The organism is Actinoplanes sp. NPDC051537 (assembly GCF_055586105.1).
The window spans coordinates 76,729-99,347 of the sequence record NZ_JBVJIU010000028.1 but is presented as its reverse complement, the minus strand read 5'-3'; the positions used below and the strand labels follow the sequence as shown (position 1 = coordinate 99,347).

Below are 22,619 nucleotides of genomic sequence, written 5' to 3'. Positions count from 1 at the left end.
CACTTACGGTCGTCGGCGGGTGACGGCCCAGAAGGCCCGGCGCCCCGCCTTGAGGCCGCCGAGCACCGCCTTGCCGGGCGTGGTCGCGGAGAGGACGGCGTTGATCTTCCGGACCCGCTTGAGCTCGTCGTCGCGGTAGGCGATCTGGCGCTCGTAGAACTCGTGCCTGGCCCGGGCGTCGGCCAGTTCCTGTTCGAGGCGGTCGCGGGCCATGGTCAGCTCGCGGACCGTGCCCGAGACGGCGGGTTCGCCCGCGGGGACGTCGTGCGGGTCGAGCTCGCGGCCGGTCATCCCGGCCAGCAGCGCCGTCAGCTCGGCCTCGTCGGCGGGCGACGGCCACAGGTGCGTGAGGCCGGCCCCGATCAGCGTGGCGGCCAGCCGGCGCAGGGCCTCGACCGGTGACGACGCCGGGGCGAGGCCGTGGTGGTTCCCGTCGGCGTCCACCACGACCTGCGCGGCGGCGACGCCGGCGAACGGGCCGCGCTGCCAGGCGCCGAGCAGCTCGCGCACGGCGGGCAGCGCGCGCCGCCGGCTCGCCGCGATGACCAGGTCCTCGAGGGTGCGACCGAGCGGGAGCGGGCTCTCATCCCGCACCCACCGGCCGCCGGTGTCGCGGGTGACAGCGCCGGACCCGATCAGGGCGGCGGGACCGGCCGGGAGGTCGCCGGCGAGCAGGATCCAGGAGGGGGCCAGCGAGGCCGCGAGCTCGTGGCGGAGCGCCCCGGTCACCAGCCGCGCCGGGTCGGCCAGCAATGACGGCGCCGGGTGCGCGGCAGCTGTCAGCGTCGCCGACAGGAAGCCGCTCAGGGCGGGGTCGGCGAGGACCTCGGCGCCGAGCAGAACGGACGGCGTGCGCGGCGCCGGATAAGCCGCATACGAACGGACGACCGGCACCCCGGCGGTGGCCAGGCGGCGGTGCAGCGCGGCCGGCGACACCGGCCACGAGTCGTCGGGCCCGGCCCACTCGGCGTCGGACGGGGACGGCGGCAGGGCCAGCAGGCGGTGCAGGCCGAACAGGTTCTCCACGGCCAGCAGCAGGCGGCCGCCGGGGCGCAGGACGGCGAGCAGGCGGCCCAGCGTCTCGTCCCAGGTCAGGTCGTCGGTCTCGGGCGAGCCGAGCCGGTCCAGGCCGTCGAGGGCGACGACGGTGTCGAACGCCGGCGCCGACGACAGCTTCGCGAGGCTGCCGCACAGCACCGCGGCCCGGGGAAAGCGCGCCGCCAGGGACGCGGCGTCGGCGGCGCCGCGTACCAGCAGGGTCAGGTCGCCGGGCGGGAGCGCCGAGATCAGCGCCGGGTCGTGCGGGCCGGCGACGAGGATGCGGCCGGCGAGCGGCACCGGCAGGGCGACCAGCGCCGGGGCGGGGCCGTGCGTCCCGTCGAGGTCGGACCAGTGCAGCATCTCGCCGCCGATCGGCTGGACGGTCATCGGGTCAGCACTCCGGTCAGCTCGGCGCCGGCGACGCTCGCGGGCATCGGCCAGCCGAGCAGGCGGCGCAGCTCGGCGGGGGGAAGCAGGCGGTCGGCGCCCAGCTCGTCGACGGCGATCGCGCGGGCCACCCCGGCGTCGACGTGGGCGCCGTGCAGCGCGGCCCACTCGCTGCGGATGCGGGCCTGGCCGCCGAACGCCGGCGACTCGCCCTCCAGCTGCATCGGGTCGCCGTAGACGGCAGGCTCGCAGCCGGCCAGTGAGCCGTAGAAGATCGCGCTGCACAGCCGGTTCGAGGCGATCCGCCGGTGCCGGCGCTGCTCGGCGAGCTGCCGGTAGAGGAAGCCGGGCTCGAGGTCCTTCCACCAGCCGCCGCGGAAGCCGTGGCAGATGACCCGGAAGCCGGCCCGCTCGTAGCGCGCCCGCAGCCGCGGGTCGCGGAACTCCTGCCAGTACAGGCAGACGGTGACGGGGCCGGTCTCGACCTCGCGGATCTCGGCCATCAGCCGGTCGTGGTCGCCGAGGACCTGCTGACCCTCCCAGCCGTGGAACGGGTACCAGATGGTGCCCTCGCGGGGCGCGCCCGCATCGATCGGTTCCATCGAGAGGAGGTACGCGTAGGGAGCGCCCACGACGTAGAGCTGCCGGCGCCCCAGGGCCCAGGCGCGCCGCCGGGTGCGCTCGGACCACAGGAAGCTCGGCACCCCGGGCACGAACTCGTGGTCGGGGGCGAGGCCGTCCCCGATGTTCCACCCGTGCTGGAGGTAGCCGTTCAGGCGGGGCGGGCCGGCGTCGTCGAGTCCGCAGTAGCGCGCCAGGACGTGCGAATGCCCGTAGTAGTGGTTGGCGTGATGCACGGCCCATCCCACACCGGGCAAGCGTCGCCCGAGCCAACGGAAGATGTCCCCGGGGTGACGGAATCAGGCCCCGGGATCGTACATGTGCACACCGATCAGAACCCCGGCCGGATCCGTGACGTACGCCCCCCGCCCGACCCCGCCGATCGCGAACGGCGGCACCACGACGGTACCGCCGTTCTTCGCCGCCGCGTCGAGCACCGCGCCGAGATCGGGCACCCGGATCACCGGCACCGACCGCGGCTGCCCGTCCCGCGACGCCAGCAGCCCGGTGTCGACGCCGGGCGCGTCGCCGTGCGGCGCCACCAGGTAGTCGGGGGCCGCGAACGGCTGCGTCTCCCAGCCGAACACCTCGGCGAAGAAGCCCGCGCTCGCCGCGAGATCGGGCGAGTGAATCTCCAGGTAACTGACCGGCCGGCTCACGCGAGGCCCCTTTCGTAGGAATGGATGGTGCGGATCCAGTGCTCGATCTCGGCCAGCGGCGACGTCGACAGGGTGTGCCAGTGCTGGCGCCCGCGCACCGTGGTGGCCATCAGCCCGGCTTCGGCGAGCACGCGCAGGTGCTGCGAGGTGGCGGGCCGGCTGATCGGCAGCAGCTCGGCCAGCTGCCCGCTGGTCGCCGGGCCGTGCGCGAGCCGCTGGAGCAGCGCGCGCCGCGACGGGTCGGCCAGCGCGGCGAGCGTCGAGCTGAGGTCGGTCACCGCGAAAGTGTAAGCTAGAGCTTACATGTTTTCCAGTGTGCTACAGTTCGCCGCAGCAGGACCGCGGATGCTGGCGTTCACGCCCCCGCCGGTCCCCCGGCCGAGAGTCGCTGACCCGGCCAAGTTTTCTTTTCATCGACGCCACGGCGCGTTGCCGTCGCGTATCGCATCGACGCCATGGCGTGCTGCCGTCGCGTATCCGAGGAGTCCCTCCATGCCCGTTCAAGCTACCCAAAACACCTCAAAAGACACGCTCGTCGCCGTTGACGCGCTCCTCGACATCGTCGACGACCGCGCCTGGCTGCGGGCCGACGGCTACCGGCCGGGCCCCGGCGACATCGCCGTCCACCGCGACCAGATCCGCCGCCTCCACCTGCGCCGGGGCGACCGCGTCACCGGCGTCGCCCGGGTGACCGCCCCCGGCAAGCCGGCCACCCTCCAGATCGACGCGATCAACGGGCGCCCGCCTGGCCGGCGCCCCGACTTCTACGAGCTGACCGCCCTGCACCCGGACGAGCGCCTCCGCCTCGAGACCGACCCGAAGCTGCTCACCACCCGGGTCATCGACCTGCTCATGCCGATCGGCAAGGGCCAGCGCGCCCTGGTCGTGGCGCCGCCGATGGCCGGCAAGACGACCATCCTGCAGCAGATGGCCAACGGGATCGCCCGCAACCACCCCGAGTGTCACCTCATGATCGTGCTGGTCGACGAGCGGCCGGAGGAGGTCACCGACATGCAGCGGCAGGTGAAGGCCGAGGTCGTCGCCGCAACCTTCGACCGGCCCCCGCACGAGCACACCGCCGTCGCCGAGCTGGCCATCGAGCGGGCCAAGCGCCTGGTCGAGCACGGCGAGGACGTGGTCGTGCTGCTCGACTCGATCACCCGGCTCGGCCGCGCCTACAACCTGCAGACATCGGGACGCGGCCGTACGCTCTCCGGCGGTCTCGACGCGAGCGCCCTGTACCCGCCCAAGCGGTTCCTCGGCGCGGCCCGCAACATCGAGGGCGGCGGCTCGCTGACCATCATCGCGACCGCGCTCGTCGAGAACGGCTCGGCCATGGACACGCTGATCTACGAGGAGTTCAAGAGCACCGGCAACGCCGACCTCAAGCTCGACCGCGCCCTGGCCGAGGCCCGCACCTTCCCGGCGATCGACATCTCCGCCACCGGCACCCGGCACGACGAGGCCATCGTCGGCCGCCTCGAGCTGGCCGTGCTCGCCCGGCTGCGCCGCGCGCTCGGCGGCCAGGACCGCCGCGACGCCATGCGCCAGCTCCTCGACCAGCTGCGCACCACCACCGGCAACGCCGAGTTCCTGCGTCGCGTCGCCGGCACGCTGACCGCGTAGCCGATGATGGCGGGATGCCGAGCATCGACGAGATAGTCGCCGCCACTCCCCGGGTCAGCTGGTCGATCGCCCTGTCGAACGGGCAAACCTACGAGCCGGACAGGCAGCTGCGCACGGCCAGCGTCGGCAAGCTCCTGCTCCTGGCCGAGACCGCCCGCCGCATCACCACCGGCGAGCTCGATCCGGCCGAGCCCCTCCCCCGCGACGAGCGGGTCGCCGTCGCCGATTCCGGCCTCTGGCAGCATCTTTCGACCACCGAGCTGCCGATCGCCGACGTCGCGGTGCTGATCGCCGCCGCGAGCGACAACTGGGCCACCAACGTGCTGCTCGACCGCATCAGGCTGCCCGCGGTGGCGGCCCTGACCGCGTCGCTGGGTCTCACCCGAACGGCACTGCATGATCGCGTACGGAATGATCGTGGTCCCGGAGATCCGCCGACACTCTCCACCGGCACCGCCGCCGAGCTGCTCGCCCTCATGATCCGCCTGCGCGACCGTGAGTTGATCTCGAAGGCCGCCGACGACCTCGTCGACCGCTGGCTCGCGACCGGCACCGACCTGTCGATGGTCGCCGCCGCCTTCCACGACGACCCGCTCGCCCACGTCACCGGCGTGCGCAACAAGACCGGCACCGACGACAGCGTCCGCTGCGACGTCGGCTACCGCGACGGCCTCGCCTACGCCGTCCTGGCCAACTGGGACCCGGCGGCCGGGGACGCGACCGCCGGGGTCATGACCGCGATGCGCGCGATCGGCGCCGCGATCAGTGGGTGATCCGCAGCCGCCCCGGCTGATAGGTGACGATGCCCTCGGCATCCAGGTCGAAGCTGGTGGCCGGACCGTCCCCGGTGACGCGCAGCTTGCCGGCGCTCACCCGGTGGAAGGTGGACTCGCCGGCCACCACGGTCAGCCACGGCATGCGGATCCGGATCACCGGCGCCGCCTGCGCGGCCGAGCCGGCGTCGAGCTGCAGCGTGCGCATCGCCCAGGTCAGGAACAGCGGCGAGTCGGCCAGCAGGACCACCGCGCCGCCGTCGAGCGTGGCCGGGTCGCCGAGCCCGGCGGGCGGCCCGTCGACGGTGCCCGACTCCTCGGCGCCGCAGGTCCAGCCGTCGTCGGTGCGCGACAGCGCCAGGTTGCGCCGCCAGCCGCTGCCCTCGGTGGTGATGGTGAGCGCGCGGACCCGCCAGGAGCCGTCGAGATCGGCGTGCCAGCGGGAGGTCCAGGGCCGGTGGCCGCCGACGACGGCCGTCCCGGTCACGACGCCGGGCGCCACGCCGTCCCGCAGGACGAGCTCGGTGCCGACCGTGCCGGTCCGCTGCCAGACGAGCGGTCCGTGTGTGCGCGTTTCCGCCACCCGGCGCTGGGTGGCGGCCATTCCCAGGGTCATCTGCTCGGCCGCCTCGGAGTTGGGTTGCATGCCCTTACGATTGCACCATGCAACCTTTGCCGCCAGGTTGCCGCGCGTCAAACTCCGGCTGGGAATCGGGGATCAGGCCGCGTTTCCCGGATTGTCCTGATCTTGGGAGTGCCGGTGCCAGCCGAGCCACCACTCCTGCTCGGGCATCTCGCCGGCGGCGGCCGCGAACGCGGTGAGGGCCTCGGTCACCGCAGGCTGCCACACGCCGGCCGTCTCGGCCACGATCCGCTCGAGCTCGGCGCGCCGCGCGTCGATCACGCGCTCGACGATCTCCTGGCCGGCCCGGGTCAGCCGCAGCGTCACCACCCGCCGGTCGTCGGTGGACCGCACCCGGCGCACCAGGCCCTTGGCCGCCAGCCGGTCGGTCATCCGGGTGCCGGTGGAGGGGTTGACCTGCAATTCCTCGGCGATGTCGGCGCCGCGCAACGAGCCCTTGACGGCCAGCACGACCAGCGCGCGGAACTGGGGCAGGGTCACATCGGCCTCGACCGCGGCGAGCGCGCGCACGGTGAGGCCCACGAAGGCCCGGCTCGCCAGCATCAGGGCATTGACGGCGGGCGCGTGATCGGCCGACGGCAACGGTTGCACAGAGCCATCATTGCAGGAAGGGCCGGAACCGTGTCACGGTCCCGGCCCTCCTGTCCGATATTTACGGCGTCGGGTAGTCGGTCACGTAGACCGGCGTCCCGATGTGACCGGGCTCCGAGGTGGCCGGGTCGCCCACGCCGTTGACGACGTGGTCGATGGTGCCGGCCGACAGGTTGACGGTCATGATGTGGTGCAGTTTCACGCCGGGACGGTTCGGAACCTCGAAGCCGTTCTCGGTGTGGATCGACGGGTTGTTCTGGTTGAACACGTACACGCCCGCGCCGTACAGGTTGTGGGTCTTGACCTTGTCGCCGACCTTGTAACCCGCGTAGCCCTCGACCTTCCCGTTCATCCAGTCCGCCTGCGTCGGCGGGTCGTACGGAAGCTCGTTCTGGTAGAGCACGGTCGTGCCCCGGTCGCCGTTCCAGGTGAGGTTGTACTTCTGGAAGTGCTCGACGAACAGGCCCGTCGCGGTCACGCCGGCGCCGTTGATCACGACGCCCTGGCGACCGGTGTTGGTGTTCCACCGCTCGGTGTCGCCACCGGTGAAGCCCTCGATGCCGTGGTCGGCCCGCCACACCCAGGTGTGGTCGATGAGGACGTTGTCGCTGTTGACCTCGAGCGCGGTGTCGACCTTGCCGACGTGCGGGCCGCCGACGCGGAAGTACACGTCGGACAGCGTGGTCGGGTTGCTCGCGGAGCTGAAGTTCAGCCCGTGCGGGTTACCGACCTGCAGCAGGGTCTTCGACTCCTTGGTGCCGGCGTCGATGGTGACGCCCGCGACGATCGCGCCGGGGACGTCGGCCACCTTCAGCGGCGTGGCGCCGTTGACCGCGGTGAGCGTGGCGTGCCCGATGCCGAGCACCACCTGGTTGGGCCAGAAGACCTGCAGGCTCTTGTCCACGTTGTAGATACCGGGACTCAAAAGCAGGTTCTTGCCCAGGAGCAGCTGCGCGTTGATCAGCCACTCCGGGTCGGACGGCTTGGCGATGTAGAAGTCGCTCAGCGGCACGGTGCGGCCGGGAGTGATCCCGTTCGCCCAGGAGACGCCGCTGGAGTTCTTCTGCGCCGACGGGACGCGGACGTTCCACTTGCCCTTGTCGTCGACGAAGAGGTACGGCTTCTCCCGGCTGACCGGGGTGGCGGCCAGGGTCGTGTACGGCTCCGTCGGCCACTTCGCCTCGGTGGGCGCGCCCTCGACGCCGCTGAAGACCTGGTTCCACACGCCGTTGGTCCAGCTGTCCAGCTTGCTGTTACGGGTGATCCACTGCTGCTGCGAGCCGTTGAGCACCGTGGGGAACTTGGAGTCGGCGATGAACCCGCCGCTGGCGTACTGCGGTCCCGCGGTGCAGTAGTCCATCAGCGAGAACGTGCCGCCGGTGACGTCGAGCCGGCGCAACGAGACCGCCTGGGACACCGCCCAGAAGTTCGTGTTGCCGGCCCGGCAGCCCTCCTGGCCCGTGCCGTTGATGTGCAACGACAGGTTGGAGAGCGTGCGCCAGAAGTTGACCAGCGCGAGACAGTTGCTCGTGCCGTTGTTCTCCAGGCAGCGGTTGTAGACCTCGATCTTCCCGTTGATCACCACGTCGTCCGGGCTCGCGCCCAGACCGGCGACCTCGGTGTAGTACCCGATCTTGAACTGCAGCGGCTTGGCGTCCGTGCCGTACGTGCCCGGCTTGAAGAGGAACGCGTAGCGGTCCGTGCTCATCTCGGCGTCGGTCTGCTTGGTGGCAGCGGCGTCGAGCTTGGCCTGGATCTCCTCCACCGGCATGCTCGGGTCGAAGATGGTCACATTGCTGCCGAAGTTCGGCGTGGGGGCCGGCTTTCCGGCCGGTGAGGCCTGCGCGGCGGTGCCGGTCAGCGAGGTCACGGTGATCACCGCGAGCCCTATGGCGAAGATCCGCCCGAACTGCCGGCGTACATGCCGCCCGGCGCGTGTCGTCATGCTGGAGGGGTCCTTCCCGTCATGTGCGTGCAACAGACTGGACACAGATGGCTACAGACGGACGCCCGTGTCAAGGCAATGAAGATCGGCAATAGCACAGGCTTCGGACATCTCGGCCCGGTTCCGCAACAGGGTCTGCCCGAATGACCGCCGGAACCGGTACCGGCGGGCGTGCTGCTCGTGTGTACTGGGCCGATGGCCGCCCTCATCGACGTCGCCCGCCGCGCCGGGGTCTCCCCCGCGACCGCTTCGCGCGTTTTGTCGGGCAGCGGGCCGGCGTCCGCCGCGAGCCGGGCGCGGGTGCGGGACGCGGCGGCCGAGCTCGGCTACGCGGCCCACCCGGTGGCGCGGATGCTGGCCCGCGGCGACGGCACCCGGATCGTGCTCGCCGTCCGCGACCGCAACCCCGCGATCCTGGCCGACCAGTACGTCAGCCGGGCGGCGGCCGCGGCGGCGCGGACGGCCGACGACGCCGGGCTCGGGGTGGCGGTGCGATGGCTGCCGCTGGACTGCGCGGCGGCACTGGACGACCTGGCCCGCGACCGCAGCGTGGCGGCTCTGCTGCTGGTCGGGCACGACCGGGCGATCCTCGACGCGCTGCCGGGCCGGCTGCGCGGGCGGACCGCGGCGATCGGGGTCGGCGGGGCCGACGTCGACAGCGCGGCCGGCGTCGGCGGCCTGCTGCGGCACCTGCTGGCGAGCGGGCGGCGGCGGATCGCGATGGTGGCGGGCCCGCGCTGGCTTGCCGCCGCACGGGCGCCGCTCCGGGCGTACGGGCAGATCATGCTCGAAGCCGGTCTCGCCACCCGCACCGTGACCGGCGACTTCACCGCGGCCCGGGGTCGCCGGGCGGCCGAGCGGATCCTGCGCCGATGGCCGGACACCGACGCCATCGTCGCGGTCAGCGACGCCACCGCGCTCGGCGTGCTCACCGCGCTGACCGACCGCGGCGTGCGGGTGCCCGGCGACATCGCGGTGACCGGTTTCGACAACCTCCCGCTGCTGCCGGCCCTGACCACCGCCACCCACCCGGTCGAGCGGATCGCCGCCGCCGCGACCGGGGCCGTGCTCGCCGGCGAGAGCGCCGCCGGGCTGTTCCCGAGCCGGCCGGTGCTGCGGCGTACCGCGTGAGTCTTGCGGTGGAAACGCTTCCACCGCATAGCCTCGGCGGGTGCCCGAGATCCGCATCTACCGGCCGAGCGACCGCCTGGCCCTCTACGACATCTGCGTGCGCACCGCCGACGCCGGCGGCGACGCGCGCGGCCAGTTCTCGACCGACGAGCTGTGGGGCGACCTGTTCGCCGGCCCGTACGCGTACCTCGAACCGGGCCTCGCGTTCGTGGTCGACGACGGCGGCCGGACGGTCGGCTACGTGGTCGGCACCGCCGACACCGCCACGTTCGCCAAGCGGTACGCCGCCGAGTGGGTCCCGCTGCTCGGCGACAAGTACACCGAGCCGCCGCCCCCGCCGCGCACCCCCGAGCAGGACATGGTCGCCCTGCACTTCCACTCGGAGCGGATGGTCGTGCCGGGCCTCGACGGCTTCCCCGCCCACCTGCACATCGACCTGCTCCCGCCGTACCAGGGCCGGGGGCTGGGCCGGCGGCTCATCGAGCGGTTCGCCGCGACGGTCGAGGCCCCGGGCGTGCACGTGGCCATGGTGACCGCCAACGTGCGCGCCCGGGCCTTCTACGACCGGCTCGGCTTCGCGGTGCTGCCGGTGCCCGACCCCGGACCGCTGACCTACCTCGGGCTGCGGACCGGCACCTGACCGGCGCGCAGCACGTTCGCCGGGTCGTAGCGCTCGGCCACCGCGATCAGCCGCTCCAGCGTCGCCGGGTCGTAGGAGCGGGCGATCCGCTCGGCGCCGACGCCGGCGGCCAGGTTGGGCAGGAGGCCGCCGGTCGTCCACCGGGACATGGCGGCCTTCACCCGCGCGGCGTGCGCGACGACCGCGGGCGCGGCGATGCCGATGGTGACCAGCGTGTACGCGGCATCGCGGTGACAGAGGGCGCCGGCGACGCCGGGCTGCTCGGCCAGGGCGCCGCCCAGTTGCCGCACCTCGACGATGATCTGCTCGCTGCCCGACCCCGGGCCGGCCACGGCGAGCAGCGCGTCCGCCGCCCCGGCCGGCAGGTCGTGCAGCAGCTCGCCGCCCTCGTGCACCGGCATCGGGTCGGACGGGTCGTAGTGAATCACACCCAGGGACGCGTACGGGATCGTCTGCACGCCGTCGATGACCGGCTTCAGTTCCCGCATCGGGGCGAGCGCCCGCTCGCCCTCGTCCTCGTCCCCGGTCCAGGCGAACCGGACCGTGACCGAGAACTTCCCGGCCAGCGGCCCGGGCACGCCGGGCAGGGGCGGCAGCTGGAGGAACGCGATCGAGGTGGTGCCCTCGGCCGGGAGCTTCGCGCTCCACTCGCGCCAGCCGTGCAGCACCGCCGCCGCCTCGTCGCCGGTGTAGAACAGCGAACCGGCATAGAGGGCCGGCTGCGGGATCAGGTCGAACTCCAGCGCGGTCACGATGCCCACCGCGCCCTTGCCGCCGCGCACGGCCCAGAACAGGTCGGGCTCGTCGGTCGCGGTCACCCGGCGCAGCACGCCGTCGCCGGTGACCAGCTCGGCCGCGCGGACCCGGTCGGAGGCCCAGCCGTAGGTGCGGGCGACCGGTCCGAGGCCGCCGCCGGTGGTGTAGCCGACCACGCCGACGCCGGGCGCCGACCCGGCGAGGGGGGCCAGTCCGTGCGGGGCGGCGGCGTCGAGCACCTGCTGCCAGCGGACGCCGGCACCGACCCGGGCCCAGCGCTCGGCCGGGTGCACCACGCACTCGTCGAGGCGTCCGGTGTGGACCAGCAGCGCGCCGTCGAGGGCGCCGGCCAGGCCGTGCCCGGTGGCCTGGACCGCGACCGGCAGCCCGTGCGCACCGGCGAAGCGGACGGCCTCGGCCACGTCCTGGGCGTCGCGGCACTCGACGATCAGGGCCGGGGTGGCGGTGACCGCCACGTTGAAGGCGGCGGCGAGGCGGGCGTACGCGTCCTCGCCGGGCGTGGCGATCGTGCCGTTCAGGCGGCGGCGCAGCGAGTCGAGCTCCATGATGTTTTCCTCCACTGTCGGTTCGTCTGTGCCGACAGTGCCCGGAACCGCTTGAGCCGCGCTTGAGCCCGCCTTGCGGATCACTGGAACGGTTCTCGTGCCGCCGCTCGATGACGTTCGGCGCGGCCCGGCTCGCCCATCGCCCCGGCCAGATCGGCGAGCAGGCGGTCGTAGGGACCCCAGCAGGCGGTGGCGGTGCCGACCACCATCTGCCGTCCTTCGAAGGGCAGGAGTTTCCCGTACGCCTTCGTGACGTCGCCGTCGAGAGCCAGCTCGGCCCAGGCCAGCACCGCCACGTACGTGTCGCCGGTCCAGTCCCGGATCGGCTCGGCCGGCAGGCGCCGCAGCCGCCGCCGCGCCCCGGCCCGGTCGCCGGACTCGGCCGCCGCGACCGCCGCCAGCCCGTGCAGCATCGGCACGTCCAGCTGGTCCGCGTAGCCGCCGATCAGGCCGGCCACGTCGCCGACCCGGCCCTCGCGGCGGCGGAACGTGAACGCCTGAAGGGCGTGGCACATCTGCGCGCCCCACATGTTGGTCTGCCGGTAGCGGGCGCCGGCCTGCTCGCCCAGCTCCTCGGCCTCGTCCCAGCGGTCGGTCAGCATGCAGACCGCGGACTGCTGGTAGAGCAGGTGGGGTTGCACGTCGGGCCCGGTCAGGCGGGCGCCGAGCCGCTTGGCCGCGGCGAGGTCCTCGAGGAACCCGTCGGCGTCGCCGAGGTGCAGCCTCAAGGGGCCGCGGTGCATTCGCGCGAAGAAGGCATGTCGCGTGGGGAGGCCCGGCGTGCTGAGCGCCTCCTTGAGGGAGCTCATCCAGCGCTCGGCCCGGTCGGGGCTGCCCCAGGTCGCGGCCTGGTAGTTGTTGAGCGTCCGCCCGAGCAGGGCCGGGTCGTTCCGCTGCCGGGCGATCTCCACCGCTTGTTCGGCGTAGGCGATGCGGTCGGCGTCCCGGTCGCTGTAGGCCAGCTCGGCGCCCAGCGTGCCGAGCAGCGTGGCCCGCAGGACGGGGTCGGGGCAGTCGGCCAGCTCCTCCAGCAGCGCGACCATCTCCTCGTCGACCTCGCCGTAGCTGCGCCAGTTCCACAGGGTGACCCCGCCCCAGACGCTGGCCGCCGCCGCCAGCCGGTTCGGGTCGCCGAGCTTGCGGGCCACCGCGATCGCCTCGGCCACCACCTCGCGGGTCTCGTCGAGGCGGCCGGCCCGCAGCAGGTCGTCACCGAGCGCCACCAGCATCCGGTGGCGTTCCTCGGGCGCGCCCTTCAGCAGGGCCAGCGCCCGGCGGGTGTGCGCCGCGGCCTCGCTGTGCGCGTGCTGCTCGCGGGCGGCGGCCGCGGCCCGGTCGGCGTACCGGATGGCGGGCTCGGCGCCGGTCACCGGGACGGCGTGGAAGTAGTGGTGGGCGAGCCGGTCGACGTCGTCGCTGGTGGCGGCGACCCGGGCGTGCAGGCGGGCGGCGTCGAGGCGGCTCAGCCCGGCCAGCAGCGTCTCCTGGACCAGGGCGTGGCTGAACCGCCAGCTCCAGGCGGTCTCGTCGAAGAGCAGGACCCGCGCCCGTACCGCCGGTTCGAGGCCGGCGATGACCGCCTCGGCGTCCTGGTCGCCGGCGCTCTGCAGCGCCGGCAGGCTCGCCTCGCGGCCGATCACGGCGGCCAGGCTCAGCAGCGCCCGGGTCGGCCCGGGCAGCCGGGCGAGGCGGTGGTCGAGCACGTCGCGGACCGACGGCGGCAGCACGGCCTCGTCCTCGCCGGCCCGGATCAGCTCGGCCAGCTCGCCCGCGAAGAACGGGTTGCCGGCCGTCCGCTCGTGCACGACCCGAGCCACCCCCGGGTCGCCGACCAGCTCGCCCAGGTCGTCGGCGGACAGGCCGGCCAGCGCAAGCCGCTGGCCACGGGGCTCGCGGGCCAGCGCGGCCAGGCAGTCGACGACCTCGGGCGCGAGTTCCTCGCCGAGCGTGCGCACGGTGGCCACGACCAGCACGCGGAGGCCGTCGAGATGCCGGGCGAGCAGGGTGAGCAGGGCCAGCGAGGTGGCGTCGGCGGCCTGGACGTCGTCGAGGACGACCAGCAGCGGGACGGCGCTGGCGCCGAGCCGGGCCCGCAGCTCGCGGAAGAGCGCGAACGCCGACATCTCCGGGTCGGCGTCGGCGACGTCCCCGAACCGGCCGCCGTCGAGGCGCTCGAGGACCTGCGTCCACGGCCAGAGGGGCGGGACGCCGGCGTCGTCGGCGCAGCGGCTCCACAACGCCCGCCAGCCCTGCGCGCCGGCCAGCGCGGCGGCGGCCTCGGCGAGCCGGGTCTTGCCGATGCCCGCCTCGCCCTCGAGGACCAGCACCGCCCCCTGGCCCTTGGTGACCTCGCCGATCGCCGCCCGGATCCGCTCCAGCTCGGCCCGGCGCCCGACCAGCGGGCTCTTCTCGGCGGCCGGCCGCAGGATCGACATCTCGAGCGCCCGCAGCTCCGGACCGGGATCGACGCCGAGCTCGTCGGCGAGCAGGCGCCGGACCTTCCGGTACGCGTCGAGGGCGTCCGCCTGGCGCCCGGCCGCGGAGAGGGCCTCGATCAGGGTCGCCCACAGTCCCTCGCGCAGCGGGTGCTCGGCGACGAGGCGTTCCAGCTCGGCGACGGCCTCGCCGGTGCGGGCCAGCCGGACCCAGGCCGCGGCCCGCCGCTGCCGGGCGAGCAGGTGCAGCTCGGCCAGCCGGGCCCGCTCGGCGGCGGCGCGGGGCAGGTCGGCCAGGGGATCCCCGCGCCAGAGCTCGACCGCCTCGGTGAGCAGCTTGGCGGCGACCGCGGCCTCGGCCTCGGCCGCCTCGCCGATCAGCCGGGGCAGCCGGACGAGGTCGAGGTCGCCGGCGTCCACATCGGCGAGGTAGCCCGGCGAACGGGTCACGATGAGGCCCGCTCCCAAGGCCTTGCGCAGCTGGGACACGTACGACTGAATGGTCGCCGTCGCGGCCGCCGGCGGATCGTCGCCCCAGAGCGCGTCGGCCACCCGGTCGACGCTGACCACCCGGCCGGCCTCGCTGAGCAACAGGGTCAGCAGCGCCCGCGGCTTGGCCGCGCCCACCTCGACCGGCCGGCCGTCCTCGTCGCGGCACTCGAGGGGTCCCAGCAGCCGGAAACGCATGCCGCCAGGGTAGCGACGGCGGATCGTCGTCCGGTTCCCGCCCGATCATGCGAGTCCGGGGTGCCCGGTCGCGTGGCTAGCGTGCGGAGATGACCCGTTCGGCGCCCATCGCGCTCCTTCTCGTCTCGGGCTGCCTATTGGTCCCGGGCTGTGGGGACTCGAGCCCGCCCGCACCGGCCGCGACCACCCCGGCCACCGACACCCAGGGCGCGCTGGCCTGCAAGCTGATCGCCGCCACCGGCGACAGAATCGACAAATTGCTGAGCACCGCCACCATCACCGACATCGCCGTCGCCGCCGAGGCCTCCACCAACGAGGAGATCAAGGGCGCGGGCGAGACGTTGTCCGAGAAGTACGACGACGCCTCCGGCAACCTGGGCACCGGCGACGAGCAGTCCTCGAAGATCAACCTGGTCGCCGCGGCCGACGAGCTCTCGGCGGCGTGCGCCGCGGCCGGCCTGACGGCTTCGCCCGGATCCTCCGGTCACCGATGAGTTCGACCTGTGCGGCCGGTCAACCACAGCACAGCGAACTACGGAAAGGTCAATCCCATGACGGAGTTGAGCGCGGACCGGTCCCGGCAGGCGATCGTCGAACACACCCGGCGTCTCGCGGAGTCGGCCGCCGCCGCCGGGCCGGATGCCGCCGTGCCGACCGCCCCCGGATGGACCATCCGTGACCTGGTCGAGCACGTCGGCCAGACGCAGAACTGGGTCGCCGAGATCGTCGAGCGGCGCATCACCGACCCCGCGCACCTGCCCACGGAGGTGGCCGCGCTGCCCGCCGACCCCGGCGACTGGCCGGCGTGGCTGTCGGCGTCCGCCCGGCGGGTCGCGAACGCCTGCTCCGGCGACGCGCTCGACGCTCCGGTGTTCAACGCCGCCGGGGACGAGCGGACCGGGGCGCAGTTCTGGCTGGCGAGCTCCGTCAACGAGGCGGTGGTCCACGGCTTCGACGCCGGGGCGACGGACATCGACGCCGACATCGCGGCCGCGCTCGTCACCAACCACTTCACGATGCTCACCTCGCCGACGTGGGCGATGCGGCGGCCCGAGTCGGCCCAGGCTCTGCGGGGCACCGGCCAGACCCTGCAGTGGCGGGCCACCGACACCGCCGGCGCCTGGTTCGTCGAACAGCGCCCGGACGGCGCGACCTGGCGGCCCGCAACCGAGAAGGCCGACGTGACGGTGACCGGCCCGGCCCGGTCGCTGCTGCTGACCCTCACCCGGCGACTGCCGCTCGCCGAGACCATCGGCATCACCGTCGAGGGTGACACCGGCCTCGCCCGGAACTGGCTCGACCACACCGCCCACGTCAGCGGCTGATCGGCCCGGCCACGTCTCGCAGGTGGTGCTCCACCTCGTGGATGGTGTGCCGGCCGAGCCACCGCAGCGACCTCGACGCGGCGACCGGCCAGTTGTAGACACCCGTGCGCTCCCACTGCTCGGGGCTCAGCCCGGCGAACGCCGCGGCCAGGCGCGACGCCTCCGCACTCAGCGCGGCCAGCACCGCCGCCGGGTCCTGCTCGTTGTAGCGCTCGGCGACGGCAAGCTCCTCGCGGCCCATCGGCGCGAAGGCCGGCTCGTCGGCGGCCAGCGCGAGCGCCACCCGCGAACCCTGCACCCGCAGCACGTCGCGCACGTGGCAGGCGTACTCCAGCGGTGACCACACCGCGGGCGCCGGGCGTATACGTAAGCAGAGCAAGGGCACTCGGGCGAGCGCCGCCGCGAAACGGGGGCCGGCCGCCCGGATGTGGCCGGCGATCTCCGCGACCGGAACCGAGGCATAGACGAACCCGCACTCATCGCAACTCTCCATCCGCCGAACGATAGGTCCCCACCAGGTCCCGGGGCTCTTCTTCGACGCCATCCGGGACCCGGCGATCACGACGTCCGGACGGCAGGACGAGGACGGCGATGACCACGGCGGCCAGCATCAGCGCCGCGCTGAGCCGGAACCCCAGGGCGTACCCGTCGTTCAGGCTCGGCGCCGAGGCGGCGGCGGTGCCCAGCGCGGCCAGGCCGAGCGACGCGCCGATCTGGCGGGAGCTGTTGAGCAGCCCCGAGGCGGTGCCGGTCTCGTGCGGGGCGACCCCGGCGGTGGCGATCGAGACGACCGGCGCCAGGCACAGGCCGAAGCCGACGCTGGCGACGATCGAGGGGCCGAGCACGTCGGCGAGGAACGTCCCGTCGGCGCCGATCCGGCCGAACCAGGCGAAGCCGGCCGCGGTGAGCAGGCCGCCGGCGATCAGCAGGATCCGCGGCGCCACCCGATAGCCGAGCTTGACGGCCAGGAACGAGCCGGCCACGACGCCGAGGGCGAACGGCAGGAACATCACGCCGGTCCGGGCCGGCCCGATCCCGAGGACCCGCTGCAGGTACAGCGAGGCGAAGTAGAAGGCGGCGGCCATCGCGGCGCCGACCACCAGGTTGTACGCGTTCGCGCCGGCCACCGACCGGTTGGCGAGCAGCCCGGGCCGGACCAGCGGGTCGCCGGTCGTGCGCCGCTCGGCCACCACGAACGCCGCGAGCAGGACGGCCGCCGCCGCGAGCGTGGTCAGCGTGGTGGCCGAGGCCCAGCCGTACCGGTCGGTCCGCACCACCCCGAAGACCAGCAGGCCCATCCCGCCGGTGGCCAGCACCGCGCCGAGCACGTCGGGCCGGTCCTTTCGAGTGGCGGCGTCGGCGGGCACGCCGCGCGCGGTGAGGGCGAGCGCGACGGCCGCCATCGGGACGCTCACGAACATCACCCAGCGCCATCCGGCGTACTGGGTGAGGACGCCGCCGATCACGACGCCGAGCGCGCCGCCGGCCGCGTTCATCGCCGACCAGACGCCGAAGGCGCGGATGCGCGGCTTGCCGCTCGGGAACGTGGCGGTGAGCAGGGCCAGTGCGGCCGGCGCCAGCGCCGCGGCGCCGGCGCCCTGGACGGCCCGGGCGGCCACCAGCTGGGCCGGGCTCTGGGCGAAGCCGCCGAGCAGCGACGCCACGCCGAAGCCGGCCAGGCCGATGAGCAGGATCCGCCGGCGGCCGAACCGGTCGGCGGCCTTCCCGCCGAGCAGGAGCAGGCCGCCGAAGGCGAGCGCGTACGCATGGATGACCCAGGTCAGGCCCGCGGCGCCGAAGCCGAGGCCGGCGGCGATGCGGGGCAGGCCCACGTTCACCACGGAGAGATCGAGCGACAGCATGAACTGCACGACGGCCACCGCCGTCAGCACCAATGGCTTTCGGAACATGTTCCGAAACTAATCCGGGCGGCGGGAGGAAGCAAGATAGGGAACGTGCCACGTGCCCAGAAGACCGGCCGACCCCCGGTGACCTCCCGCGCCGAGATCCTCACGGCCGCCCGCAAGCTCATCGACCGGGACGGCTGGGAGAAGCTGACCGTCCGCCGCCTCGCCGCCGAGCTCGGCATCGGCGCGACGACGCTCTACCACCACGTGCGGGACAAGCAGGATCTCTTGGTGCTGCTGCTCAACGCGTACGCCGAGCAGCTGCCCCGCCCGACCTTGCCGGCCGGCCCGAGGGAGCGCGTCATCGCCGCCGCGGCCGCCATGCACGACGCCCTGGCCGGCTGGCCGTGGGCGGCCGAGATCCTCACCGCCGACGGCTTCGTCGGCCTGCTCGACGAGCCGTCCCTGCACTTCGTCGAGGCCATCCTGTCCGGCGCCGTCGACGCGGGCCGCACCCGGGCCGAGGCGGTCGACGTCTTCCGCAGCATCTGGTACTACACGGTCGGCGAGATCCTGGTCCGCGCCCACTCGACCGGAAACGCCTTGCGCGACATCGACTTCGGACGCTTCGACCCCGAGGCTCTGCCCCACCTCGCGGCCGTCGGCGGCCGCTGGCCGGAGCTCGCGGCCCGCGACATCTACCCGGAGGGCCTGCGCGCCTTCGTGACCGGGCTCCTCCCCTCGTAGGGAGCCGAGCCGGGTCGAAGAGACGGCGAAGGCCGACCGAACGCCGACGGGACCTAGCGCTCCACCACGTTGCGCAGGGGGCGACCCTCGCGCAACGCCGCCAGGTTCTCCAGGATCAGCAGCGGCGCGCCGAGGGGGCGGCCGCCCGCCGCGTGCGGGGAGATGATGATGTTGGGCTCGTCCCAGAGCGGGGAGTCGGGCGGGAGCGGCTCGGTCTCGGTGACGTCCAGCGCCGCGCCGGCGAGGCGGCCCTCGCGGATCGCGGCCAGCAGGGCGGTCTCGTCCACCGTGGCGCCGCGGCCGACGTTCACGAACCAGGCGCCGGGCGGGAGCAGGGCGGCCACGTCGGCGTTGAACGCGTGCCGGGTCTCCGGCGAGGCGGGCAGGATCGAGACCAGGACGTCGGCGGTCGGCAGGACCCGGGGGAAGTCGGCCTCGGTGACGACCGTGACGCCGTACCGGGTGCCGGCGGTGCGGGCGACGCCGGTGACCTGGGCGCCGAGCGCGGTCAGCAGCGGGGTCAGCGCGGCGGCGATGCTGCCGAAGCCCCAGATGACCACGTGGGCGTCGCGCAGCGTACGGAAATGCAGGTCGTCGTGAACCGGTTGGTTCCCGCCCAGCTCGGCCGCCCACCGATGCCCGACCTGGGCCCGGATCAACAGGTTGAGCCGGCGCGCGGCGGCCAGCAGCAGCGCGAGGGTGTGCTCGGTGACCGTCTTGTCGTGCAGGCCGCGGCCCGAGGTCACCACCACCCCGGCCGGGAAGCCGGCCGCGATCACGACGTCGGGGCCGGCCGCCAGCGTCTGCACCCAGCGCAGCCGCTTGAGACGGGCCGCCGCGTCGCGCAGTTGCGATTCCGGGTTGCCCCAGACGACGAGGACCTCGGCGTCGGTGTGCTCGTCCGGGATCGGCTGGTCCACCGCGTACGTGTGGCCGGAGGCAAAGGAGGGCAGGTCGAGATCGGAGAGATCGACGTTGCCGGGCAGCAGCACCTTCATGACTGCTCAGCCTGCCACGCCGCGAGGAGGCCGTCGATCTTGGCTCGATGCGCCCGTTCCCAGTCGTCGAGGGAGGTCGCCGCGTCCGCCGCCAGCTTCGCCTCGGCCGCCGCGATCGTCTCGTCGAGCTGCCCGGCCGGCACCACCACGACACCGTCCTCGTCGGCCACCACCAGGTCGCCGGGGCTCACCGCCACGCCGGCGCAGCGGATCGGCACGTTGATCGTCAGCGCCGCCGCCTTGCCGCCCGGGATCGGGATCACGCCGCGCCCCCACACCCCGAAGCCCATCTCGCGCACCTCGCCGAGGTCGCGGATCAGGCCGTCCAGCACGAACCCGGCGATGCCGTTGCGCTGCGCCACCGCGCACACGTTGCCGCCGGCCAGCGCGTAGTCGGGGTCGCCCGACTCGACCACGATGACCGAGCCCGGCTCGGCCCGGTAGATCGCCGCGTGCAGCATCAGGTTGTCGCCGGGCGGGCAGCGCACGGTGAACGCGGGACCGGCGATCCGCGGCGCCGGCGACCAGAGCGCCTTGATGCCGGCGTCCATCACCTGCCGCCGGTCCAGCACGTCCGCGAGCGTCGTCGTGGGTAGGTCAGCCATCGGGCCAACCTACCGGTCAGGCGCGCACGTCGCCGCCGTGCGCCACCAGCGCATAGATGATCAGGACGTCGATCACGATCAAAATCACCGACCAGAGGGGGTACGCCGGGAGGTAGAGCATGCTGGCGAAGGCGCTGACGAGGGCGATCGCCACCCCGGCCACGCGCGCCCAGAGCATGCCCAGGAAGATCCCGGCGCCGGCCGCGAGGCCGAGGACGCCGACCACGACGTGCACCCAGCCCCATTGCGTGTAGCTCCAGGACAGTGCCAGCCCGGCCGGGCGGGTCACGTAGAAGTCTTCGTCGGCGAGGGCCACGATGCCCTCGATCAGGTGGAAGATGCCGGTCAGGACCATCATGAACCCGCCGAACGCGACCAGGCCGATCCAGCCGGTCATCGGCGGCGCGGAGGCGGGCGTTCCCGGCCGCTCGGTCGCGTAGCTGCTCGGTGCGGACATGCCGCCATCGTCGGCGCGCCCGGGGTGCGGGCGCGCCATCCGCGGCGGATGATGCCCGCATGCGTCCTCGGCGGGCAGGCTCCCTCAATGGCTGACCTTCCCGCGCCGATGACCGCCGGCCGGCGCTGGCTCGCACGGCTCGCATTCCTGGCCGCGGCCGGCGCCGCCGTGCTCCTGCTGGCCATGGCCGGCTTCCGGGCGAGCCTCGCCCTTCTGATCACCGCCGCCGCCGGCCTGGTCGCGATGGCGGTCGGCGTCTGGTGGTTCCTGAGCCACCGCGGGATCCGGCGATGGGTGGCCGCGGTCCTCGTGGCCGGCGCGCCGATCACCGTCGGGGTGCTGTTCGCGCGGGCCTCGTTGATCTGGGTGGTGGCCGCCTTCGGCCTGCTCTGGGTGGGGATGGTCGCGGCCGGGCGGGCCGCGCTGCTCCACCACCGGGACCCGGCCGAGTTCGACACGCCGCCGCCCAAGCGCCCCTTCGTGATCATGAATCCGCGGTCCGGCGGCGGGAAGGTCGTCCGCTTCGACCTCGAGGACCGGGCCCGCAAGCTGGGCGCCGAGGTGTTCCTGCTCTCCGGCCCGACCTCGGTCGACGTCGCCGAGGTCGCCCGGCGGGCCGTGCGCGACGGCGCGGACCTGCTCGGGGTGGCCGGCGGCGACGGGACGCAGGCGCTGGTCGCGGGCGTGGCAGCCGAGTGCGGGGTGCCGTTCATGTGCATCTCGGCCGGCACCCGCAACCACTTCGCGCTCGACCTCGGCCTCGACCGCGAGGACCCGTCGACCTGCCTCGACGCGCTGACCGACGGCGTCGAGATGCGGGTCGACCTGGGCCGCGTCGGCGACCGGGTGTTCGTCAACAACGCTTCGTTCGGGGCGTACGCGTCGGTGGTGCAGAGCCCGGAGTACCGCGACGACAAGACGCGCACCACGCTCGAGCTGCTGCCGGACCTGCTGACCGGCCACACCGGGCCGGTGCTCGAGGTGCTCGCCGGCGACGTGGCGCTCTCCGGGCCGCAGGCGGTGCTGGTCAGCAACAACCCGTACGGCGCCGACGACGTGGCCGGGCTCGGCCGCCGGTACCGCCTCGACGGCGGCGAGCTCGGCCTGCTCGCCGTGCACGTGCGCGGCGCGGCCGACGCGGCGAGCCTGATCTTCGGCGGCCGCACCGGCACGCTGACCCGCACGTCGGCGCGGTCGGTGGTGGTCGACGCCTCGGCCGGGGCGATCCCGGTCGGCGTGGACGGCGAGGCGCTGGTCCTGCAAACGCCGGTGCGCTGCTCGATCGCGCCGGGCGCGCTGCGCGTACGGCTGCCCCGGCAACGTCCCGGCGTGCCCGCGCCGCCGCCCGAGCTCGACTGGAAACGGTTGCGCCACCTGGCGTTCGGCCGATGACCCAGCCCCTCGTCGTCGCCCACCTCTCCGATCTGCACCTGGGCGCGCACGACCCGTTCGCGGTGGCGTCGATCGCCGACGAGGTGGCCGCCTTCCGCCCCGACCTGACCGTGGTCACCGGGGACCACACCATGCGGGCCCGGACCCGCGAGTTCCACCAGGCCGCCGAGCTGATCGAGAAGCTGCCGTCGCCGCGGCTGGTGGTGCCCGGCAACCACGACACGCCGCTGACCAGCCCGCTGCGGGTGGCCGCGCCCTGGAGCCGCTACCGCCGGTGGATCGGGCCGCTCGAACCGGTGGTGCGGCTGCCCGGGCTCACCGCCCTCGGGCTCAACAGCATGCCGTGGTGGCGGTGGAAGAGCGGCCGGATCTCGGCGGGCCAGGCATCCGCCCTGCAAACGGTCCTGGGTTCCGACGACGGCGTACGCCTGGTCGCTCTTCACCATCCGCCGCTGGCTGGCGGCCTCGAGCGGCTGGCCGGGCGCTCGCGGTTCCTCCGGGCGCTGTCCGCGGCCTCGGTCGACCTGGTGCTGTTCGGGCACACGCACGTGCCCTCGGCGTACCGGCACGGGAATCTCATCATGATCAACGCCGGGACGACCACCAGCCATCGCGTACGGGACATCCCGCGCTCCTGGACGCTGCTGCGCCTGCGCCCGCACGCCACCGAGGTGCACGAGCGGTTCGAGGTGTCGCCCGGCGGGTGGGAGACCGGCCGGGTGCTCTATTTCGGTTGAGCGGCCCGGT

23 protein-coding genes are annotated in these 22,619 nt (G+C 73.9%); 9 read left to right on the top strand and 14 right to left on the bottom strand.

The annotated features are described in order from the left end of the window. Positions 1 to 3: 3 nt before the first annotated feature. The 4 genes from ACZ6TB_RS45195 to ACZ6TB_RS45180 all read right to left on the bottom strand — a co-directional run bounded on the left by ACZ6TB_RS45195 (position 4) and on the right by ACZ6TB_RS45180 (position 2,986). Positions 4 to 1,428, bottom strand: a complete 1,425-nt coding sequence (locus ACZ6TB_RS45195; RefSeq protein ID WP_465566866.1) for a hypothetical protein — start codon at positions 1,426 to 1,428, stop codon at positions 4 to 6. Then, entirely contained in the window at positions 1,425 to 2,285 is an 861-nt protein-coding gene (locus ACZ6TB_RS45190) for a hypothetical protein (protein ID WP_465566863.1), read from the bottom strand. Before ACZ6TB_RS45190 ends, ACZ6TB_RS45195 begins: the two co-directional genes overlap by 4 nt. A 63-nt stretch (positions 2,286 to 2,348) precedes the next feature. Then, on the bottom strand, positions 2,349 to 2,708 hold the full coding sequence (locus ACZ6TB_RS45185; protein ID WP_465566861.1) for a VOC family protein: 360 nt from the start codon (positions 2,706 to 2,708) through the stop codon (positions 2,349 to 2,351). Further along, positions 2,705 to 2,986 (bottom strand): ArsR/SmtB family transcription factor, encoded by a 282-nt coding sequence (locus tag ACZ6TB_RS45180; RefSeq protein WP_465566858.1) that lies wholly within the window; start codon positions 2,984 to 2,986, stop codon positions 2,705 to 2,707. The genes ACZ6TB_RS45185 and ACZ6TB_RS45180 overlap by 4 nt, the downstream gene beginning before the upstream one ends. A 214-nt stretch (positions 2,987 to 3,200) precedes the next feature. Here ACZ6TB_RS45180 and rho point away from each other — a divergent pair, with 214 nt between their 5' ends. Both rho and ACZ6TB_RS45170 read left to right on the top strand, forming a co-directional pair. Beyond that, positions 3,201 to 4,334 carry a transcription termination factor Rho gene (gene rho, locus ACZ6TB_RS45175; RefSeq protein ID WP_465566855.1) on the top strand — a complete coding sequence of 378 codons (1,134 nt, stop codon included), beginning with the start codon at positions 3,201 to 3,203 and terminating at the stop codon, positions 4,332 to 4,334. Positions 4,335 to 4,348: 14 nt separating this feature from the next. After that, entirely contained in the window at positions 4,349 to 5,107 is a 759-nt protein-coding gene (locus ACZ6TB_RS45170) for a serine hydrolase (RefSeq protein ID WP_465566853.1), read from the top strand. On the opposite strand, the gene ACZ6TB_RS45165 is transcribed toward ACZ6TB_RS45170, so the two are convergent. The 3 genes from ACZ6TB_RS45165 to ACZ6TB_RS45155 all read right to left on the bottom strand — a co-directional run bounded on the left by ACZ6TB_RS45165 (position 5,097) and on the right by ACZ6TB_RS45155 (position 8,286). Further along, positions 5,097 to 5,753, bottom strand: coding sequence for a putative glycolipid-binding domain-containing protein (locus ACZ6TB_RS45165; RefSeq protein WP_465566850.1), 657 nt, complete (start codon positions 5,751 to 5,753; stop codon positions 5,097 to 5,099). The two genes, ACZ6TB_RS45170 and ACZ6TB_RS45165, sit on opposite strands and share 11 nt — an antisense overlap. Positions 5,754 to 5,825: 72 nt before the next feature. Further along, a complete protein-coding gene (locus ACZ6TB_RS45160; protein ID WP_465566847.1) occupies positions 5,826 to 6,341 on the bottom strand; it encodes a MarR family winged helix-turn-helix transcriptional regulator in 516 nt (171 codons plus the stop codon). A 61-nt stretch (positions 6,342 to 6,402) separates the two neighbouring features. Continuing rightward, positions 6,403 to 8,286, bottom strand: a complete 1,884-nt coding sequence (locus tag ACZ6TB_RS45155) for an adenylyl cyclase (protein WP_465566844.1) — start codon at positions 8,284 to 8,286, stop codon at positions 6,403 to 6,405. A 195-nt stretch (positions 8,287 to 8,481) separates the two neighbouring features. Between ACZ6TB_RS45155 and ACZ6TB_RS45150 the strand changes: the two genes are divergently transcribed. Beyond that, entirely contained in the window at positions 8,482 to 9,417 is a 936-nt protein-coding gene (locus ACZ6TB_RS45150) for a LacI family DNA-binding transcriptional regulator (RefSeq protein ID WP_465566842.1), read from the top strand. Positions 9,418 to 9,457: 40 nt separating this feature from the next. After that, entirely contained in the window at positions 9,458 to 10,057 is a 600-nt protein-coding gene (locus tag ACZ6TB_RS45145; protein WP_465566839.1) for a GNAT family N-acetyltransferase, read from the top strand. Here ACZ6TB_RS45145 and ACZ6TB_RS45140 read toward each other — a convergent pair. Both ACZ6TB_RS45140 and ACZ6TB_RS45135 read right to left on the bottom strand, forming a co-directional pair. Further along, positions 10,030 to 11,379, bottom strand: coding sequence for an FAD-binding oxidoreductase (locus ACZ6TB_RS45140; RefSeq protein ID WP_465566836.1), 1,350 nt, complete (start codon positions 11,377 to 11,379; stop codon positions 10,030 to 10,032). The two genes, ACZ6TB_RS45145 and ACZ6TB_RS45140, sit on opposite strands and share 28 nt — an antisense overlap. Before the next feature lie 80 nt (positions 11,380 to 11,459). Next, the gene (locus tag ACZ6TB_RS45135) at positions 11,460 to 14,501 is read right to left on the bottom strand and encodes a BTAD domain-containing putative transcriptional regulator (RefSeq protein ID WP_465566833.1); all 3,042 of its coding nucleotides are present in this window, start codon (positions 14,499 to 14,501) and stop codon (positions 11,460 to 11,462) included. A gap of 89 nt (positions 14,502 to 14,590) precedes the next feature. Between ACZ6TB_RS45135 and ACZ6TB_RS45130 the strand changes: the two genes are divergently transcribed. After that, positions 14,591 to 14,995 carry a hypothetical protein gene (locus ACZ6TB_RS45130; protein ID WP_465566830.1) on the top strand — a complete coding sequence of 135 codons (405 nt, stop codon included), beginning with the start codon at positions 14,591 to 14,593 and terminating at the stop codon, positions 14,993 to 14,995. A 57-nt stretch (positions 14,996 to 15,052) separates the two neighbouring features. Next, on the top strand, positions 15,053 to 15,826 hold the full coding sequence (locus tag ACZ6TB_RS45125) for a maleylpyruvate isomerase family mycothiol-dependent enzyme (RefSeq protein WP_465566828.1): 774 nt from the start codon (positions 15,053 to 15,055) through the stop codon (positions 15,824 to 15,826). Here the strand turns inward: ACZ6TB_RS45125 and ACZ6TB_RS45120 are convergent. Next, positions 15,816 to 16,319, bottom strand: a complete 504-nt coding sequence (locus tag ACZ6TB_RS45120) for a DinB family protein (RefSeq protein ID WP_465566826.1) — start codon at positions 16,317 to 16,319, stop codon at positions 15,816 to 15,818. The two genes, ACZ6TB_RS45125 and ACZ6TB_RS45120, sit on opposite strands and share 11 nt — an antisense overlap. Then, the gene (locus ACZ6TB_RS45115; protein WP_465566825.1) at positions 16,303 to 17,736 is read right to left on the bottom strand and encodes an MFS transporter; all 1,434 of its coding nucleotides are present in this window, start codon (positions 17,734 to 17,736) and stop codon (positions 16,303 to 16,305) included. The genes ACZ6TB_RS45120 and ACZ6TB_RS45115 overlap by 17 nt, the downstream gene beginning before the upstream one ends. Before the next feature lie 45 nt (positions 17,737 to 17,781). Here ACZ6TB_RS45115 and ACZ6TB_RS45110 point away from each other — a divergent pair, with 45 nt between their 5' ends. Beyond that, positions 17,782 to 18,420 carry a TetR/AcrR family transcriptional regulator gene (locus tag ACZ6TB_RS45110; RefSeq protein ID WP_465566823.1) on the top strand — a complete coding sequence of 213 codons (639 nt, stop codon included), beginning with the start codon at positions 17,782 to 17,784 and terminating at the stop codon, positions 18,418 to 18,420. 53 nt (positions 18,421 to 18,473) lie between these two features. Here ACZ6TB_RS45110 and ACZ6TB_RS45105 read toward each other — a convergent pair whose 3' ends face one another. From ACZ6TB_RS45105 to ACZ6TB_RS45095, 3 genes are read right to left on the bottom strand one after another with little or no spacing between them, the layout of a single operon-like run. Then, positions 18,474 to 19,418 carry an NAD(P)-dependent oxidoreductase gene (locus ACZ6TB_RS45105; RefSeq protein WP_465566821.1) on the bottom strand — a complete coding sequence of 315 codons (945 nt, stop codon included), beginning with the start codon at positions 19,416 to 19,418 and terminating at the stop codon, positions 18,474 to 18,476. Then, a complete protein-coding gene (locus ACZ6TB_RS45100) occupies positions 19,415 to 20,023 on the bottom strand; it encodes an RraA family protein (protein ID WP_465566819.1) in 609 nt (202 codons plus the stop codon). Before ACZ6TB_RS45100 ends, ACZ6TB_RS45105 begins: the two co-directional genes overlap by 4 nt. A 16-nt stretch (positions 20,024 to 20,039) precedes the next feature. After that, positions 20,040 to 20,480 (bottom strand): DUF7144 family membrane protein, encoded by a 441-nt coding sequence (locus ACZ6TB_RS45095; RefSeq protein ID WP_465566817.1) that lies wholly within the window; start codon positions 20,478 to 20,480, stop codon positions 20,040 to 20,042. Positions 20,481 to 20,567: 87 nt separating this feature from the next. On the opposite strand from ACZ6TB_RS45095, the gene ACZ6TB_RS45090 reads away from it, so the two are divergent. Beyond that, on the top strand, positions 20,568 to 21,872 hold the full coding sequence (locus ACZ6TB_RS45090) for a diacylglycerol/lipid kinase family protein (RefSeq protein ID WP_465566816.1): 1,305 nt from the start codon (positions 20,568 to 20,570) through the stop codon (positions 21,870 to 21,872). Further along, positions 21,869 to 22,609 carry a metallophosphoesterase family protein gene (locus ACZ6TB_RS45085; protein WP_465566814.1) on the top strand — a complete coding sequence of 247 codons (741 nt, stop codon included), beginning with the start codon at positions 21,869 to 21,871 and terminating at the stop codon, positions 22,607 to 22,609. The genes ACZ6TB_RS45090 and ACZ6TB_RS45085 overlap by 4 nt, the downstream gene beginning before the upstream one ends. The last annotated feature ends 10 nt before the right edge of the window (positions 22,610 to 22,619 follow it).

Excerpts from the sequence above, each read along its gene's own strand:
- ACZ6TB_RS45100 (WP_465566819.1), bottom strand. The coding sequence starts at position 20,023 with ATGGCTGACCTACCCACGACGACGCTCGCGGACGTGCTGGACCGGCGG.
- ACZ6TB_RS45150 (WP_465566842.1), top strand. The coding sequence starts at position 8,482 with ATGGCCGCCCTCATCGACGTCGCCCGCCGCGCCGGGGTCTCCCCCGCG.
- ACZ6TB_RS45135 (WP_465566833.1), bottom strand. The coding sequence starts at position 14,501 with ATGCGTTTCCGGCTGCTGGGACCCCTCGAGTGCCGCGACGAGGACGGC.
- ACZ6TB_RS45105 (WP_465566821.1), bottom strand. The coding sequence starts at position 19,418 with ATGAAGGTGCTGCTGCCCGGCAACGTCGATCTCTCCGATCTCGACCTG.
- ACZ6TB_RS45095 (WP_465566817.1), bottom strand. The coding sequence starts at position 20,480 with ATGTCCGCACCGAGCAGCTACGCGACCGAGCGGCCGGGAACGCCCGCC.
- ACZ6TB_RS45140 (WP_465566836.1), bottom strand. The coding sequence starts at position 11,379 with ATGGAGCTCGACTCGCTGCGCCGCCGCCTGAACGGCACGATCGCCACG.
- ACZ6TB_RS45085 (WP_465566814.1), top strand. The coding sequence starts at position 21,869 with ATGACCCAGCCCCTCGTCGTCGCCCACCTCTCCGATCTGCACCTGGGC.
- rho (WP_465566855.1), top strand. The coding sequence starts at position 3,201 with ATGCCCGTTCAAGCTACCCAAAACACCTCAAAAGACACGCTCGTCGCC.
- ACZ6TB_RS45090 (WP_465566816.1), top strand. The coding sequence starts at position 20,568 with ATGGCTGACCTTCCCGCGCCGATGACCGCCGGCCGGCGCTGGCTCGCA.
- ACZ6TB_RS45115 (WP_465566825.1), bottom strand. The coding sequence starts at position 17,736 with ATGTTCCGAAAGCCATTGGTGCTGACGGCGGTGGCCGTCGTGCAGTTC.
- ACZ6TB_RS45195 (WP_465566866.1), bottom strand. The coding sequence starts at position 1,428 with ATGACCGTCCAGCCGATCGGCGGCGAGATGCTGCACTGGTCCGACCTC.
- ACZ6TB_RS45155 (WP_465566844.1), bottom strand. The coding sequence starts at position 8,286 with ATGACGACACGCGCCGGGCGGCATGTACGCCGGCAGTTCGGGCGGATC.
- ACZ6TB_RS45170 (WP_465566853.1), top strand. The coding sequence starts at position 4,349 with ATGCCGAGCATCGACGAGATAGTCGCCGCCACTCCCCGGGTCAGCTGG.
- ACZ6TB_RS45165 (WP_465566850.1), bottom strand. The coding sequence starts at position 5,753 with ATGCAACCCAACTCCGAGGCGGCCGAGCAGATGACCCTGGGAATGGCC.
- ACZ6TB_RS45125 (WP_465566828.1), top strand. The coding sequence starts at position 15,053 with ATGACGGAGTTGAGCGCGGACCGGTCCCGGCAGGCGATCGTCGAACAC.
- ACZ6TB_RS45130 (WP_465566830.1), top strand. The coding sequence starts at position 14,591 with ATGACCCGTTCGGCGCCCATCGCGCTCCTTCTCGTCTCGGGCTGCCTA.
- ACZ6TB_RS45120 (WP_465566826.1), bottom strand. The coding sequence starts at position 16,319 with ATGGAGAGTTGCGATGAGTGCGGGTTCGTCTATGCCTCGGTTCCGGTC.